General features: G+C 72.1%; 18 protein-coding genes and 1 tRNA gene. 3 read left to right on the top strand and 16 right to left on the bottom strand.

Annotation, left to right across the window (positions count from 1 at the left end; all coding sequences use genetic code 11):
• Positions 1 to 35 precede the first annotated feature (35 nt).
• Positions 36 to 725, top strand: a complete 690-nt coding sequence (locus ABD990_RS09370) for a hypothetical protein (RefSeq protein ID WP_345379805.1) — start codon at positions 36 to 38, stop codon at positions 723 to 725.
• A tRNA-Leu gene (locus ABD990_RS09375) sits at positions 690 to 762 on the top strand. Before ABD990_RS09370 ends, ABD990_RS09375 begins: the two co-directional genes overlap by 36 nt.
• Before the next feature lie 45 nt (positions 763 to 807).
• On the opposite strand, the gene ABD990_RS09380 is transcribed toward ABD990_RS09375, so the two are convergent.
• Positions 808 to 1,497 carry a TVP38/TMEM64 family protein gene (locus ABD990_RS09380; protein ID WP_345379806.1) on the bottom strand — a complete coding sequence of 230 codons (690 nt, stop codon included), beginning with the start codon at positions 1,495 to 1,497 and terminating at the stop codon, positions 808 to 810.
• 314 nt (positions 1,498 to 1,811) lie between these two features.
• On the opposite strand from ABD990_RS09380, the gene pcaC reads away from it, so the two are divergent.
• On the top strand, positions 1,812 to 2,210 hold the full coding sequence (gene pcaC, locus ABD990_RS09385) for a 4-carboxymuconolactone decarboxylase (RefSeq protein WP_345379807.1): 399 nt from the start codon (positions 1,812 to 1,814) through the stop codon (positions 2,208 to 2,210).
• Positions 2,211 to 2,267: 57 nt separating this feature from the next.
• Here the strand turns inward: pcaC and rdgB are convergent, their stop codons facing one another.
• The 15 genes from rdgB to clpS all read right to left on the bottom strand — a co-directional run bounded on the left by rdgB (position 2,268) and on the right by clpS (position 12,555).
• The gene (gene rdgB / locus ABD990_RS09390; RefSeq protein WP_345379808.1) at positions 2,268 to 2,858 is read right to left on the bottom strand and encodes an RdgB/HAM1 family non-canonical purine NTP pyrophosphatase; all 591 of its coding nucleotides are present in this window, start codon (positions 2,856 to 2,858) and stop codon (positions 2,268 to 2,270) included.
• Positions 2,855 to 3,577 (bottom strand): ribonuclease PH, encoded by a 723-nt coding sequence (gene rph / locus ABD990_RS09395; RefSeq protein WP_345379809.1) that lies wholly within the window; start codon positions 3,575 to 3,577, stop codon positions 2,855 to 2,857. The genes rdgB and rph overlap by 4 nt, the downstream gene beginning before the upstream one ends.
• Before the next feature lie 41 nt (positions 3,578 to 3,618).
• Positions 3,619 to 4,392 carry an MBL fold metallo-hydrolase gene (locus ABD990_RS09400; RefSeq protein WP_345379811.1) on the bottom strand — a complete coding sequence of 258 codons (774 nt, stop codon included), beginning with the start codon at positions 4,390 to 4,392 and terminating at the stop codon, positions 3,619 to 3,621.
• A 9-nt stretch (positions 4,393 to 4,401) separates the two neighbouring features.
• Positions 4,402 to 4,827: a hypothetical protein gene (locus ABD990_RS09405; RefSeq protein WP_345379813.1), complete on the bottom strand. Its 426-nt coding sequence runs from the start codon at positions 4,825 to 4,827 to the stop codon at positions 4,402 to 4,404.
• The gene (locus ABD990_RS09410) at positions 4,820 to 5,185 is read right to left on the bottom strand and encodes a hypothetical protein (protein WP_345379814.1); all 366 of its coding nucleotides are present in this window, start codon (positions 5,183 to 5,185) and stop codon (positions 4,820 to 4,822) included. The genes ABD990_RS09405 and ABD990_RS09410 overlap by 8 nt, the downstream gene beginning before the upstream one ends.
• A gap of 9 nt (positions 5,186 to 5,194) precedes the next feature.
• Positions 5,195 to 6,025 (bottom strand): glutamate racemase, encoded by an 831-nt coding sequence (gene murI, locus ABD990_RS09415; RefSeq protein ID WP_345379816.1) that lies wholly within the window; start codon positions 6,023 to 6,025, stop codon positions 5,195 to 5,197.
• Between the two features lie 49 nt (positions 6,026 to 6,074).
• Entirely contained in the window at positions 6,075 to 6,707 is a 633-nt protein-coding gene (locus ABD990_RS09420; RefSeq protein ID WP_345379817.1) for a rhomboid family intramembrane serine protease, read from the bottom strand.
• Between the two features lie 168 nt (positions 6,708 to 6,875).
• On the bottom strand, positions 6,876 to 7,826 hold the full coding sequence (locus ABD990_RS09425) for a PLP-dependent cysteine synthase family protein (protein WP_345379818.1): 951 nt from the start codon (positions 7,824 to 7,826) through the stop codon (positions 6,876 to 6,878).
• A gap of 62 nt (positions 7,827 to 7,888) precedes the next feature.
• Positions 7,889 to 8,167, bottom strand: coding sequence for a MoaD/ThiS family protein (locus tag ABD990_RS09430; RefSeq protein ID WP_037050058.1), 279 nt, complete (start codon positions 8,165 to 8,167; stop codon positions 7,889 to 7,891).
• A gap of 52 nt (positions 8,168 to 8,219) precedes the next feature.
• Positions 8,220 to 8,690, bottom strand: a complete 471-nt coding sequence (locus ABD990_RS09435) for a M67 family metallopeptidase (protein WP_037050057.1) — start codon at positions 8,688 to 8,690, stop codon at positions 8,220 to 8,222.
• A gap of 100 nt (positions 8,691 to 8,790) precedes the next feature.
• Complete coding sequence (locus ABD990_RS09440; protein WP_345379819.1) at positions 8,791 to 10,131, bottom strand: hypothetical protein; 1,341 nt, start codon at positions 10,129 to 10,131, stop codon at positions 8,791 to 8,793.
• 9 nt (positions 10,132 to 10,140) lie between these two features.
• Complete coding sequence (locus tag ABD990_RS34330) at positions 10,141 to 10,731, bottom strand: DUF3558 family protein (RefSeq protein WP_425569561.1); 591 nt, start codon at positions 10,729 to 10,731, stop codon at positions 10,141 to 10,143.
• On the bottom strand, positions 10,688 to 11,044 hold the full coding sequence (locus ABD990_RS34335) for a PE domain-containing protein (RefSeq protein ID WP_425569562.1): 357 nt from the start codon (positions 11,042 to 11,044) through the stop codon (positions 10,688 to 10,690). The genes ABD990_RS34330 and ABD990_RS34335 overlap by 44 nt, the downstream gene beginning before the upstream one ends.
• 666 nt (positions 11,045 to 11,710) lie before the next feature.
• Positions 11,711 to 12,262, bottom strand: coding sequence for a DUF2017 domain-containing protein (locus ABD990_RS09445; RefSeq protein ID WP_345379820.1), 552 nt, complete (start codon positions 12,260 to 12,262; stop codon positions 11,711 to 11,713).
• Complete coding sequence (gene clpS, locus ABD990_RS09450; protein WP_345379821.1) at positions 12,259 to 12,555, bottom strand: ATP-dependent Clp protease adapter ClpS; 297 nt, start codon at positions 12,553 to 12,555, stop codon at positions 12,259 to 12,261. The genes ABD990_RS09445 and clpS overlap by 4 nt, the downstream gene beginning before the upstream one ends.
• Positions 12,556 to 12,575 lie beyond the last annotated feature (20 nt).

The following is a 12,575-nucleotide window of genomic DNA, read 5'->3' on the forward strand; positions in this document are numbered from 1 at the left end:
CCCGGGTTCGAACACATGTTCGCCACGGTCGGATCATGCCGAGAGCCCGCAGGTGGACGGACGAGCAGCTGGTCGAGGCGGTGGCGTCGAGTCGCACGCTGAGCGAGGTGTGCCGGAAGCTCGGGCTACGGCCCGGGAAGTACGACGTGATCCGGGGGCACATCGCGCGGCTGGGGCTCGACGCCTCGCACCTTCCGCGGGCGACCGCGGGCTCGCCGCGGAGCAATCGCCGCTATACGGACGAGCAGTTGGTCGACGCGGTCCGAGCGGAGGTGACGGTGCACGGGGTGCTCCGGCGCCTCGGCTACACGCCCAACGGCGGGATGTTCCGTGCAGTGTCCGGACACATCCGGCGGCTCGGACTGGACACCTCGCACTTCACCGGTCAGGGCTGGGCAGCGGGATTCACGTTCCCAGGTCGCTCGACGCGTCCTCTGCAGGAGATCCTCGTGAAGAAGTCGACCTACACGACGAGCGGCAACCTCCGACGGCGGCTCGTCGCAGAAGGCCTCAAGCCGAACCACTGCGAGGAGTGCGGCCTGCGCGAATGGCGTGGCCGACCGCTCCCGCTCGCGCTCGATCACGTCAACGGCGACCACACGGACAACCGCATCGAGAACCTCCGTATCCTGTGCCCCGACTGTCATGCCATCACGGAGACGTGGTGCAGGCCGAAGGACAAAAGCAGAGCCGGCGTAGCCCAACGGCAGAGGCCCATGGCTTAGAACCATGCCAGTGCGGGTTCGAATCCCGCCGCCGGCACTCCTGACCAGCGACGACGTCGTGAAGCCCAAAGGGCACAGGCGCTCAGCGGGTCCGCTGCCCGGTCTCGCCCACCTCGTCGGCCGAGACCTCCTCGGGGATGGGTTTCCGGGCCGCCACCACGATCCCCGCAAAACCGATCAACCCGCACACCACCGACACCGCGACGAGCGCCGGTGAAGGGCGTCCGCTCACCGCGTCGCCCAGCACCACGATCGCGACCGTCCCGGGGATGATCCCGATCACGGTCCCGAGCAGGTACGGCACGAAGCGCACCCTCGACAGCCCGCACACGTAGTTGAGCGCGGCGAAGGGCACCAGCGGCACGAGCCGCATCGAGGTCACCGCAAGGGTGCCGTGATGGTCCAGACGCCGACGCACCCAGCTCACCGCCGACCCGCGGACGTACCGCTCCACGAGCGCACCGCCCGTCGCCCGCACGAGCGCGTAGGCGAGCACTCCCGCGAGGGTCGTGGCCGCGAGCGTGACGAGCAGCCCGACGACGGACCCGAAGAGCACCCCGGCCGCCAGCGTGAACACCGTCCGCGGCACGGGCGCCACGCACAACCCCGCCTGCAGGCCCAGGAAGAGCAGCGGCGCCCACGGCCCGGCCTCCGCGGTCATCCGGCGCAGGTCGGCGAGCCCGGGCACGCCGTAGGTGCGCACCACGACCAGCACCGCCGCCACCAAGGCCAGCACACCGACGGCGGCGAGCAGGGGGCGCCACCATCTCACTCCCCCGACGGTACCGACCGCAGCCGCCCCGCCCGCGTCACACCCGCCCACACGTGGCGCCGACTGGTCCGACATGACGACCACCGCAGCCCCGCCGCGCAAGCACGATCGACACGGGACCGACAGCGCCACATCCGGCGCCCACCGGTCCGCAGCGATGATCACCGCCAGACCACCCCGACCCGTGATCGCGGCCTCCGGCCGATGAGCGACGCTTCTGACGGCTCCGGGATCACACGCGACGATCACCGGCCGCCTTCCGATCACCGGAACCGACCCCGGCCCGCATGACGCGCCCGGGCTACCGTGCGGCCGTGAGTACCGAGAAGCGCGAGCTGGACCTCGACCCCGCGGGCCTCGCCGTCCGCCGCGAGGTGCTGGGCGCCACGCACGTCGACGCCTCCCTGGAGAAGGCCGACGACGTCACCGCCGAGTTCCAGGAGATGATCACCCGGTACGCCTGGGGCGGGATCTGGACCCGGCCGGGCCTCGACCGGCGGATGCGCAGCGCGATCACGCTGACCGCGCTCGTCGCGCACGGTCACCTCGACGAGCTGGAGCTGCACCTGCGGGCCGCCCGCCGCAACGGGCTGACCCGCGAGGAGATCGTCGAGGTGCTGCTGCAGAGCGCGATCTACTGCGGCGTCCCCGCCGCGAACAGCGCCTTCGCCCGCGCGAAGAAGGTCCTGGCCGAGGACGCCCCGACCGACTGACCCGCACGAACGGCGCTCTCGCTCACACCTACTGAGCGAGAGTGCCGTTCGTCCGGTTCAGGACAGCGCCTCGAGGTGCGGGAGGAGGGCGCGGAAGGCCCGCCCCCGGTGGCTGGCCGCGTCCTTCTCCTCCGGGCTGAGCTCGGCGGAGGTGCGCTCCTCCCCCTCCGGCACGAAGATCGGGTCGTAGCCGAAGCCGTTGGACCCGCGCGGCGCCCGCACGATCCGCCCGCGCCACTCCCCGTGGACGACCTCCTCCGCCCCGCTCGGCACCACCAGCGCCGCCGCGCACACGAAGGCGGCGCCGCGACGCTCGTCGGGGACGTCGCCCATCTGCCCGAGCAGCAGGTTCAGGTTGGCGAGGTCGTCGCCGTGCCGCCCCGCCCAGCGGGCGGAGAGGACGCCGGGCATGCCGTTGAGCGCGTCGACGGCGAGCCCGGAGTCGTCCGCGACGGAGGGCAGCCCGGTCGCGACGGCGGCGTCGCGGGCCTTGGCCAGGGCGTTCTCGGCGAAGGTCGCGCCGGTCTCCGGTGCCTCCGGGAACTCGGGGACGTCTGCGAGCCCGAGCACCTCGACGCCCGAACCCTCGGCCAGCCGGCGCAGCTCGACGAGCTTCCCGGCGTTGCGGGTGGCGAGCAGGACCTTCACGACTCGAGCGCCTCGGTCTGGAGGCGGGTGAGCTGGGCGATGCCCGCGAGGGCGGTGTCGAGCATCGCGTCGAGCGTGCTGCGGGTGAAGGTGGCCCCCTCGCCGGTGCCCTGGACCTCGATCAACGTCCCGGTGTCCGTCGCGACGACGTTGGTGTCCACCTCCGCCCGCGAGTCCTCCTCGTAGGGCAGGTCCAGGCGCACCCGGCCGTCGACGACGCCGACGCTCACCGCCGCCACCTGGCACGAGATCGGTTTCGGGTCGGCCAGCTTGTTCCGCTCGCCCAGCCAGGTCACGGCGTCGACCAGCGCCACGTAGGCACCGGTGATGGCCGCGGTGCGGGTGCCGCCGTCGGCCTGCAGGACGTCGCAGTCCAGCGCGATCGTGTTCTCGCCGAGCGCCTTGAGGTCGATGCAGGCGCGCAGGGACCGCCCGATCAGCCGGCTGATCTCGTGCGTCCGGCCGCCGATCCGGCCCTTCACCGACTCGCGGTCCGAGCGGGTGTTGGTCGCCGACGGCAGCATCGCGTACTCCGCGGTGAGCCAGCCCAGCCCGGAGCCCTTGCGCCAGCGCGGCACACCCTCGGTCACGCTCGCCGCGCACAGCACCTTGGTGTCCCCGAACTCGACGAGCACCGAGCCCGCCGGGTGCTTCTGGAAACCGCGGGTGATGCGCACGGGGCGCAGCTCGTCGTCGCTCCTGCCGTCTGCTCGCGTCACCCCGACATCCTAGGAACCCGCGTCGTGCCGGGAATGGGGGCTCACACCTCGTACTCGCCGTCCGGGCGGACCAGCTCCACGGGCCCGTCGAACTCCGCCTTGGCCTCCGCGAGCATCGCGTCCGGGTCGGTCCAGATCGGGACGTGGGTGATCAGCAGCCGTCCGACGCCCGCGGCGGCGGCGTGCTCGCCCGCCTGCCGGCCGGACAGGTGGACGCCCGGAGGCATGTCGTCGGTGTGCGGCCAGGACGCCTCGCAGAGCAGGACGTCCGCGCCCCGGGCCAGGTCGACGAGCCCCTGGCAGGGCCCGGTGTCGCCGCTGTACACCAGGCTGCGGCCCGCGTGCTCGACGCGCAGCGCGTAGGCCTCGCACGGATGGTCGACCGCCGCCGCCCGCAGCACGGCGCCGCCGACGGTGGCCTCGCAGCCGTCGGCCAGGACCTGGAAGGCGAAGACGTCCGTGAGATCGGTCGCAGCGCGCTCGGAAGCGGAGGGCGCGTAGGCCGCCCCGAGCCGCTCCGGTGCCTCCACCGGCGCGAACACCGGCAGCCGGGTGCGGGTGGGGTCGTAGGGCGGGCTCGGGTGGTAGCGCCGCCACACGGCCAACGCCGAGAAGTCGGCGCAGTGGTCGGGATGAAGGTGGCTGAACGCCACGGCGTCGAGCGCCCAGGGGTCGAGGGCGCGCTGCAGGGCGCCGAAGGTGCCGTTGCCGAGGTCGAGGGCCAGCCGGGTCTCCCCCGCCTCGACGAGATAGCCCGACGCCGGCGAGCCCGGCCCCGGTCCGCTGCCGGAACAGCCGAGCACGACGACCTTCATGTGAGGAGGCTAACCCTTGGGCGACGTGCGTCGCAGCCACCACAACCCGACGAAGGGCAGCACCAGCGGGATGAACCCGTAGCCGCGCCCGTACACGGACCAGACCGTGTCGTCCGGGAAGTCACCGGTGTCGAAGACCGTCAGCGTGCCGACGACCAGCACGCCGACCAGCTCGAAGACGACGGCGCCCCACGCGAGCCGCCGGTACCCGGGCCCGCGCCCGGCCAGCCCGATCGTGGCCAGGATGTAGACGACGCCGGCGAGGCCCGAGAGCAGGTAGGCCACCGGGGCCTCGGCGAACTTCGCCGCGATCTGCACGCCCGCCCGGGCCGTCGCGGACAGGGCGAAGATGGCGTAGACGGCGATGAGGACCCGGCCGGGCCCGCTCGACGTCGCGCGCGGCTCCCGGCGCTGTTCCCCGCTGGGCTCAGGCATTGCCCGCGAGCCACAGGTCGTGCAGCCGCCAGACGGCCACCCCGGTCCCGATCGCCCCGACGGCGATCACCGTGCCGCCCCAGCGGGTGGGCTCGGCCGTGGCGAACTGCAGCGCGATGGGCATGACGCACACGCTGACCAGCAGGTAGATGAGGAAGGTCGACTGCTCGGGCAGCTGGACGCCGCCGAACACGCGGATCGCCGCGATCACCGCCTGGACGAGCAGGACCGCCTCGAACACCCCGACCGCGATGCGGTGCGTGCGGTCCGGCGGGCGGTTGCGGACCGTGGTGAACACGCCGTACAGCGCGACGGCCGCCGCGGCCACGTAGGCCACGACCTCCAGGACGCCGATCACGCTCCGACGCTACCGGAGCGCCTCCACGGCCTCGCCCGGCACCTGCTGCACCCGGCCGATCTCCGGCCCCAGGAAGCGCCGGCCGAGGCGCCGGAAGGGCTCCGGGTCGCCGGTGGCGAGGAACTCGTGCGGGCCGGGCGGCGGGTCGGCCTCCGGGTCCCGCGCGAGGTCCGCCGCCATCAGGGTCCGGACGACGTCCTTGGCCGTCTCGTCCGCGCTCGACACCAGGGTGACCTCGGGTCCCAGCACGATCTGCAGCACCCCGGTGAGCAGCGGGTAGTGCGTGCAGCCGAGCACCACGGTGTCCACCCGCGCCCGCTGCAGCGGCTCCAGGTAGCTCTGCGCGAGCCCGAGGACCTGCCGCCCGCTCGTCATCCCCCGCTCGACGAAGTCGACGAACCGGGGGCACGCGACCGCCGTGACCTCGACGTCCCGGGCCGCGGCGAAGGCGTCGACGTACGCGCCCGAGGCGATGGTCGCCTTCGTGCCGATGACGCCGATCCGACCGTTGCGCGTGGCCGCGACGGCGCGCCGGACGGCCGGGAGGACGACCTCGACGACGGGCACGGGGTAGCGCTCCCGTGCGTCCGCCAGGCAGGCCGCGGAGGCCGTGTTGCAGGCGATGACCAGCAGCTTCACGCCCCGGTCGACCAGGTCGTCGCCGATCGCGAGCGCGTGCCGGCGGATGTCGGCGATCCGCAGCGGGCCGTACGGGCCGTGGGCGGTGTCGCCCACGTAGACGATGCGCTCCGCGGGGAGCTGGTCGATGACGGCGCGGGCGACGGTCAGCCCGCCGACGCCGGAGTCGAAGATGCCGATGGGGGCGTCACGATCGCTCACGGGTGTCCTGCGGTGCTCGGGGGCGGAGGTGAGGGGCGGAGCCGGTCGTCTACAGCGGCGCCTGTGTCCGGTCGGCCCGCGCGACGAGCCACGCGGCCAGGATCCCGAACAGCGCCCCGAACAGGTGCGCCTGCCACGAGATCCCGGGGGTGCCGGGGAGCACGCCGAACAGCATCCCACCCTCGAGGAAGAGCAGGACGACGGCCAGTGCGATCTGCCGCCCCGAGCGCGCGAAGAAGCCCCTGGCCAGCAGGAACAGCAGCCAGCCGAAGATGACGCCGGACATGCCGATGGTCGACGCCATGCTCGGCCCGACCAGCCACACCGCCGCGCCGCTGCCGAGCCAGATCAGCGCCGTGACACCGAACCACTGCCGGATCCCGCCGGCCATCGCGAGCCAGCCGAAGACGAGGAAGGGCAGCGTGTTGGCCCACAGGTGCGGCCACCCGCCGTGCAGCAGCGGCGCCCAGAGGATGCCCCAGGCCCCGTCGGCGTTGCGCGAGATGATCCCCTCGTTGTCGAGGTACGCGCCCGACATCTGGTCGTAGAACTCCACCGCGTAGAGCACCGCGGTGAACAGGAGCATGACCGCGGCCGCGCGCAGCGGGTGCGGCGGGACGATGCGCGCCATACCGCGCGACGACGGGGCGGGGCGGGAGCTCGGGACCTGCGGCAGGGCCATGTGATCGAGCGTACGCGGAAACACGGTCACCCGGTCGTGGGCCGGAATCGGGCGGGAAGTGCCGGTCCCCTTCCGCACCATGATCCCCGAGACCCCGACCCCCGGAGAGCCGAGCAGGGATCCCCGCTCAGGGCTCTCACCAGGGCGTCAGGGCGCCATGACGCGTGGTCAGGCCCAGAGGTGGCCCTCGATGCCCTCCGCGGCGTCGTCGAGCGCGCCGGAGTAGGCGCCGGTGGAGAGGTACTTCCAGCCGCCGTCGCAGACCACGATCACGATGTCGGCGCTCTCGCCGGACCCGGCGGCCTTCTCGGCGACGGCGAGCGCGGCGTGCAGGATCCCGCCGGTCGAGATGCCGGCGAAGATGCCCTCCTTCTCGACCAGCTCGCGGGTGCGGCGCAGGGCGTCGTAGCTGCCGACCGAGTACCGGCCCGTGAGGACCGAAGGGTCGTACAGCTCGGGGACGAAGCCCTCGTCGAGGTTGCGCAGGCCGTAGACGAGCTCGCCGTAGCGCGGCTCGGCGGCGATGATCTGCACGTCCGGCTTCTGCTCACGCAGATAACGGCCGGTGCCCACCAGGGTGCCGGTGGTGCCCAGGCCCGCCACGAAGTGCGTGATCGTGGGCAGGTCGCGCAGGATCTCCGGGCCGGTGGTCCGGTAGTGCGCGTCGGCGTTGGCCGGGTTCCCGTACTGGTAGAGCATCACCCAGTCCGGGTGCTCCGCGGCCAGCTCCTTCGCCATCGCCACGGCCTGGTTCGAGCCGCCCGCGGCCGGCGAGGAGATGATCTCGGCGCCGTACATGGTGAGCAGCTGCCGCCGCTCCTCCGAGGTGTTCTCCGGCATCACGCAGACGAGCCGGTAGCCCTTGAGCTTCGCGGCCATCGCCAGCGAGATGCCGGTGTTCCCCGAGGTCGGCTCGAGGATGGTGCAGCCGGGCGTGAGGGTGCCGTCCGCCTCGGCCCGCTCGATCATGGCCAGCGCGGGGCGGTCCTTGATCGAGCCGGTCGGGTTGCGGTCCTCGAGTTTCGCCCACAGCCGGACGTTCTCCGCGGGCGACAGCGACGGCAGGCCGACCAGGGGCGTGTCCCCCACGGCCTGCAGCAGGGAGTCGTAGCGCGCCATCGCTCCTCCAAGAGCGGGCAGGGGGCGGCGGGGTTCGGGTCCCGCCGCCCGGTGCCGTCAGCTCAGCGCATGCCGCCGGCGACGGCCGGCAGGATCGTGACGGTGGAGGTCTCCTTGACGGGGGCCTCGAGCCCGCCGGCGAAACGGACGTCCTCGTCGTCGACGTAGATGTTGACGAAGCGGTGCAGCTTCCCGTCCGAGATGAGGCGGTCCTTCAGGCCGGCGTGCCGCGACTCGAGGTCGTCGATCACCTCGGCGACGGTGCCCCCCTTGGCCTCGACGGCCTTCTCGCCCCCGGTGTGGGTGCGGAGGATGGTCGGGATGGAGACGGTGACGGCCATGGTTCTTCGAAGCTCCTGCTCGGGTTCGTTCGGTAGGGGTGGCGAGGACGGGTCAGCCGAGGTCGGGGACGTCGTCCGCGCCGGTGTGCGCGAACATATAAGTCTCCACGACCTCGACTTCTTCCTCGGTCACCACACCGTCGACGATCCGGAAAGACCGGAACTCGTGGCCCGTGTGGTTCGTCTCCGCCGAGTCGCGCGTGGAGACCAGGACGTAGTGCGCCTCGGGCTCGGAGGCGTACGAGATGTCGGTGCGCGACGGGTAGGCCTCGGTCGCGGTGTGCGAGTGGTAGATCACCACGGGCACCTCGTCGCGCGAGTCCATCTCGCGGTACAGCCGGAGCAGGTCACCCGAGTCGAACTCGTAGAACGTGGGCGAACGCGCCGCGTTCAGCATCGGGATGAACCGCTCCGGCCGGTCGGAGCCCTCGGGACCCGCGACGACACCGCACGCCTCGTCCGGGTGGTCCCGGCGGGCATGGGCGACGATCTCGTCGAGGAGATCCTTCCGGATGACCAGCACGTGACAAGCGTACGTAACGCGTCCGACCGGAGCACAGCCCGCCCGGTGAGACTCACACCTCGGCTCCGTCGCCCTCGGCCGGGCCCGGCGACCCGGTCGTTCAGGGACCCGCGCACCGGTCCTCGCCGCGGAGGACGGCCGGGCCGTACGCCGGGACGTCCGCCAGCCACACCCCCTCCGGATCGTCCTCGACCAGCCAGTCGGGGCGCGGGTGGGGCTCCGCACGGCGGCCGCCCACCCCCGCGGGCAGGTACGGGAGGTGCGACGACGGGGTCCGCGCGGCCGCACCCGTGCGTGCCGGTTCGGTGAGGGGCTCGGCGGCCCGGAGCCGCTCGCCCGCGGCGGATCGCGGGAGGGGCTCGGCAGGTGCGGACCGAGGAAGGGGCTCGGTGGGCGCGGGCCGCGGGAGGGGCTCGGCGGTTCGTGGGGTGACGGAGCGGACGCTCTCACCCAGCCGGTTCGATGGCACCGCCAGGCCGGTCCGGTCAAGGGGGCGTGCGCCGGTCGTCCTCGGTACGGAGGGACTCAGGACGCCCGACCGGAGCTCGATCGGTGCCCGGCGCGGCAGTGGCCGGTCACCGGATGGGAGCGGCAGCGCAGCGGAGCCGGTCGGCGGGCGGTTGAGGCCCGCGACGGGGGTGGGCGCGAGGTCGGCGGACGCCGTGGCCGCGGGCGCACCCGCGGCACTCACTCCTCCGCTGCGGACGGAGCGTGTGGCGGCCGGTGCACCGCTCGCCGGGGTGGCGGCCGGGGCGATGCCCGCGGCGAGGGCGTTCTGCGGACCAGTCGGGATCGGAACGGGCGCCCCGGGCGGTATGGCGGGCGTCGCGCCGGCTCCGGGCGCGACGGTCGCGGTGCCGCTGGGTGTGCCCGGCAGGGCAGCGCCGCCGCCCGGCCAGCCGGGTGCCGCGGCGGGGGCGACGGCGGAGGTGTCGGGGGTCGGGAGCGTCAGCGGGGTGAAGGCCTGGAAGGCGGACGACAGGTTCGCGTTCGAGTTCTCCTGGTAGCGGGTCGCGACGTGGGCGGCCGACTGCTGCCGCTCCAGCGCGAGCTGCGAGGTGGCGGAGTTGCCGATAGGCGAGTCGGTGGGTTGCAGAGCGGCGAGCTCCCGGTGCGCGACCGTGTAGTACTCGGCCTGGTCGCCGAGCGCCCGCGCCGCCAGCTGGAACATCGCCGTGCCGACCCGCCCCGGCTCCCCCAGCTTCCGCAGGTACATCCGCGTGACCTCGGCAGCCTCCCCCTCGTGCGCGTCCGCGTACTCCCGCTCGAGCGCCTCGAGCTCGGCGTTGACGTCCGCGAGCTTCCGCGACACCTCCGCCAGCGCCTGCTCCGCCGCCCGCATCGACCCCGGCCCCGGCCCGCTCGCCACAGGATCCCGGATCTCCGGCAGGGTCATCCCCTCGAACGCCACCGCCGTCCCGCTGTAGGTCCGTTCCGCCACGACTCCCCCTCAGGACCGATTACGAAGCGCGTCGATGACCTCGGACGCAAGCGCCTCCGCCTTCTCACACAACGGCGGCGCCGTATTAAGGAGACTGCTTGCTCCCGCACTGAAGGTCTGACTACTAGCGATTCCTACCCAGTAGCGACAGGTCGGGCCACCCTCAACGTCTACCCGAACTGCCGGGTATCCGTCTACCTCCTCAGGAACATGCGTTTCCATTTCGGCCGAGCGCTCGAGGCCGACGGCCTGATTAATTACCAAGTTGAGTTCGAAGGACCTATCGAGACTGATCCACGCACACCTAGTCGCGAACTCGTTCGAGTCGCGGCCAACTGGAGCCCTAGCAACCCCCATCCGACCAGCAGCATCTGAGCCTACAACCTCACACGAATCCACCCCTTGCGTATCAAGAGGCCTAGAAATGGGCGGGACGGAAGTGGCCCACTCCACTGGGTTGCCGTCGACGTGCGGCGATGGTGTGACTTCGCCAGAACATCCAGCCAAGAGCACCGCGAGCAGCGCCAGAAAAGGCGAGGTCAGCCCATTGATTACTCTAGGTGAGGCTCGCAAATGCATCCTCCGTCGCAACATATCCATGTGACTGCGAGGCAAGCGCTGCACCGGCAGCAATCAAAGCTTGGCGCCACTTCGCCAGGTAACTTCGAGCATTATCGATCATGGCCGATGACTGGTTGGATGCGTTCCTACTGATGGGGTCATTCGCTGGGGCAGCTACGAAGAGCACATCTAGCGATCTCTCAACCTCAGCGACTTTCCGGATCACCCCCTCCAGCCTCCTCACCAACCCCTCCACCCGCTCCGGGTCGACCCGGAGCACCGGCGAGTAGCTGAGGGACTGGCTGGAGCGGGGCACGACGGGACCCGGGTCGTCCCACCGAGGAGCGGTCATGCCGGGATGATCGCAGCGAACCGCCCGGGCCGGGCCCGACCGCGACGAACCCGTTGCGATCGTGAACACGATCGGGTCCCCGTGCTCCGCCAACCCTGCCCATGATCACCGACCGCGGACCGGGACGGTCGGAAATCGACCTCCCCCGTCCACAACGAGCGATCATGGCCCCACGAGCGAGCCAGCCGTCTGAGAGATCACCGATCCTGGACGCACACGGTCGGAAGTCGACCGTCCCCGTCCACGACGAACGATCATGCCCGGCCGACCCGCACAGCCCCCCAGGACCGCCAGAGCCGGGAGGAGCCCAGCTTCGACACGCGCGACCCGGCCGCTGAAAGATCACCAATTCTGGACGTAGACGGTCGGAGATCGACCATCCCCGTCCACGACGAGCGATCATGCCCCGGCCGGACCTGCACAGGCCCAGACGACCGCAGAGCCGGCACGAGCTCCAGCTCCGGCACGAGCTCCAGCTCCGGCACGAGCCCTCAGCACCGGCACAAGCCCCAGTCCCGGCACAAGCCCTCAGCTCCGGCACGAGCCCTCAACACCGACACGAGCCCCCAGCCGGCCCGAGCGACACAACCGGCATCCGGGACCCAGCCGCCACGAGCGCCAGTGCCCGCAGGAGCAGCAGGCCCGCGAGCGAGAGCGCAGGACCGCCTACAGCACCTGCATCCGCGCCTGGACGAGCGAGTCCTGCACGAAGGTGAGCCAGTGGTACACCCCGAGGTGCGGGGCGCGGGGGTCGTCGTCCGGGAACTCCTCCGGCGTCTCCTCCGAGACGTCCAAAGCAGTGCCGAGCGCGAGCCGGACGTCGTTGAGCGCGGCCAACCACTCGTCGGCCTGCTCAACGGTCAGCTCGACGCGCCCGCCCCGCGGCGGCAGCGCGGAGAGCACCGCGTCGGCGGCGTGCTTCTTGGCCTGGATGAGCTCGGGCTCGTGCAGCGAGCGCAGGCCGGCGGCGAGGTCGGCGTCCTCGGAGGTGAAGTCCGGCAGCAGGCGGGCGAGGACGCGGTCGTCCGGGCGGGAGGTGGGGCCCGTGCGCATGCCGGTCAGCTCGGCGAGCTCGTCCTGCGGGGTGTCGGCGGCGCGTCCCTCGAGCATCTGGGTGACCTCGGTGACCAGGCCGCGCAGGACCGTCGACTCCTGCTCCTCGAGGCTCGCGACGAACCGGGCCCGGGCGCCGCGCCCCGCGCGCTTCCACCCGTTCACGAGCGCTGCATGGTGGCCCACAGGCCGGCCGCGTGGAGCTTGGCGACGTCGCCCTCGATCTTGTCCTTGTCCCCGCTGGACACCGCGGCCTTGCCCTTGTGGTGCACGTCGAGCATCAGCGCGGTGGCCTTCGGCTCGGGGTAGCCGAAGATCTTCTGCAGCACGTAGGTGACGTACGACATGAGGTTGACCGGGTCGTTCCAGACGACGGCCTGCCACGGAGCGTCTCCCGCGACGTCCTCGTCCAGGGCAGGGTCCACCTGGGTGGTGGGCGAGCTCAGCGGCGCGGACATGTGTCCATGGTGGCACGCGC

This window comes from Pseudonocardia yuanmonensis (assembly GCF_039542425.1).
GTDB lineage: Bacteria > Actinomycetota > Actinomycetes > Mycobacteriales > Pseudonocardiaceae > Pseudonocardia > Pseudonocardia yuanmonensis.

Bases quoted from the DNA above. Each gene is read 5' to 3' on its own strand.
- ABD990_RS09370 (WP_345379805.1), top strand. From the start codon at position 36: ATGCCGAGAGCCCGCAGGTGGACGGACGAGCAGCTGGTCGAGGCGGTG.
- ABD990_RS09400 (WP_345379811.1), bottom strand. From the start codon at position 4,392: ATGAAGGTCGTCGTGCTCGGCTGTTCCGGCAGCGGACCGGGGCCGGGC.
- ABD990_RS09405 (WP_345379813.1), bottom strand. From the start codon at position 4,827: ATGCCTGAGCCCAGCGGGGAACAGCGCCGGGAGCCGCGCGCGACGTCG.
- ABD990_RS09420 (WP_345379817.1), bottom strand. From the start codon at position 6,707: ATGGCCCTGCCGCAGGTCCCGAGCTCCCGCCCCGCCCCGTCGTCGCGC.
- ABD990_RS09425 (WP_345379818.1), bottom strand. From the start codon at position 7,826: ATGGCGCGCTACGACTCCCTGCTGCAGGCCGTGGGGGACACGCCCCTG.
- ABD990_RS09430 (WP_037050058.1), bottom strand. From the start codon at position 8,167: ATGGCCGTCACCGTCTCCATCCCGACCATCCTCCGCACCCACACCGGG.
- ABD990_RS34330 (WP_425569561.1), bottom strand. From the start codon at position 10,731: ATGGATATGTTGCGACGGAGGATGCATTTGCGAGCCTCACCTAGAGTA.
- ABD990_RS34335 (WP_425569562.1), bottom strand. From the start codon at position 11,044: ATGACCGCTCCTCGGTGGGACGACCCGGGTCCCGTCGTGCCCCGCTCC.
- clpS (WP_345379821.1), bottom strand. From the start codon at position 12,555: ATGTCCGCGCCGCTGAGCTCGCCCACCACCCAGGTGGACCCTGCCCTG.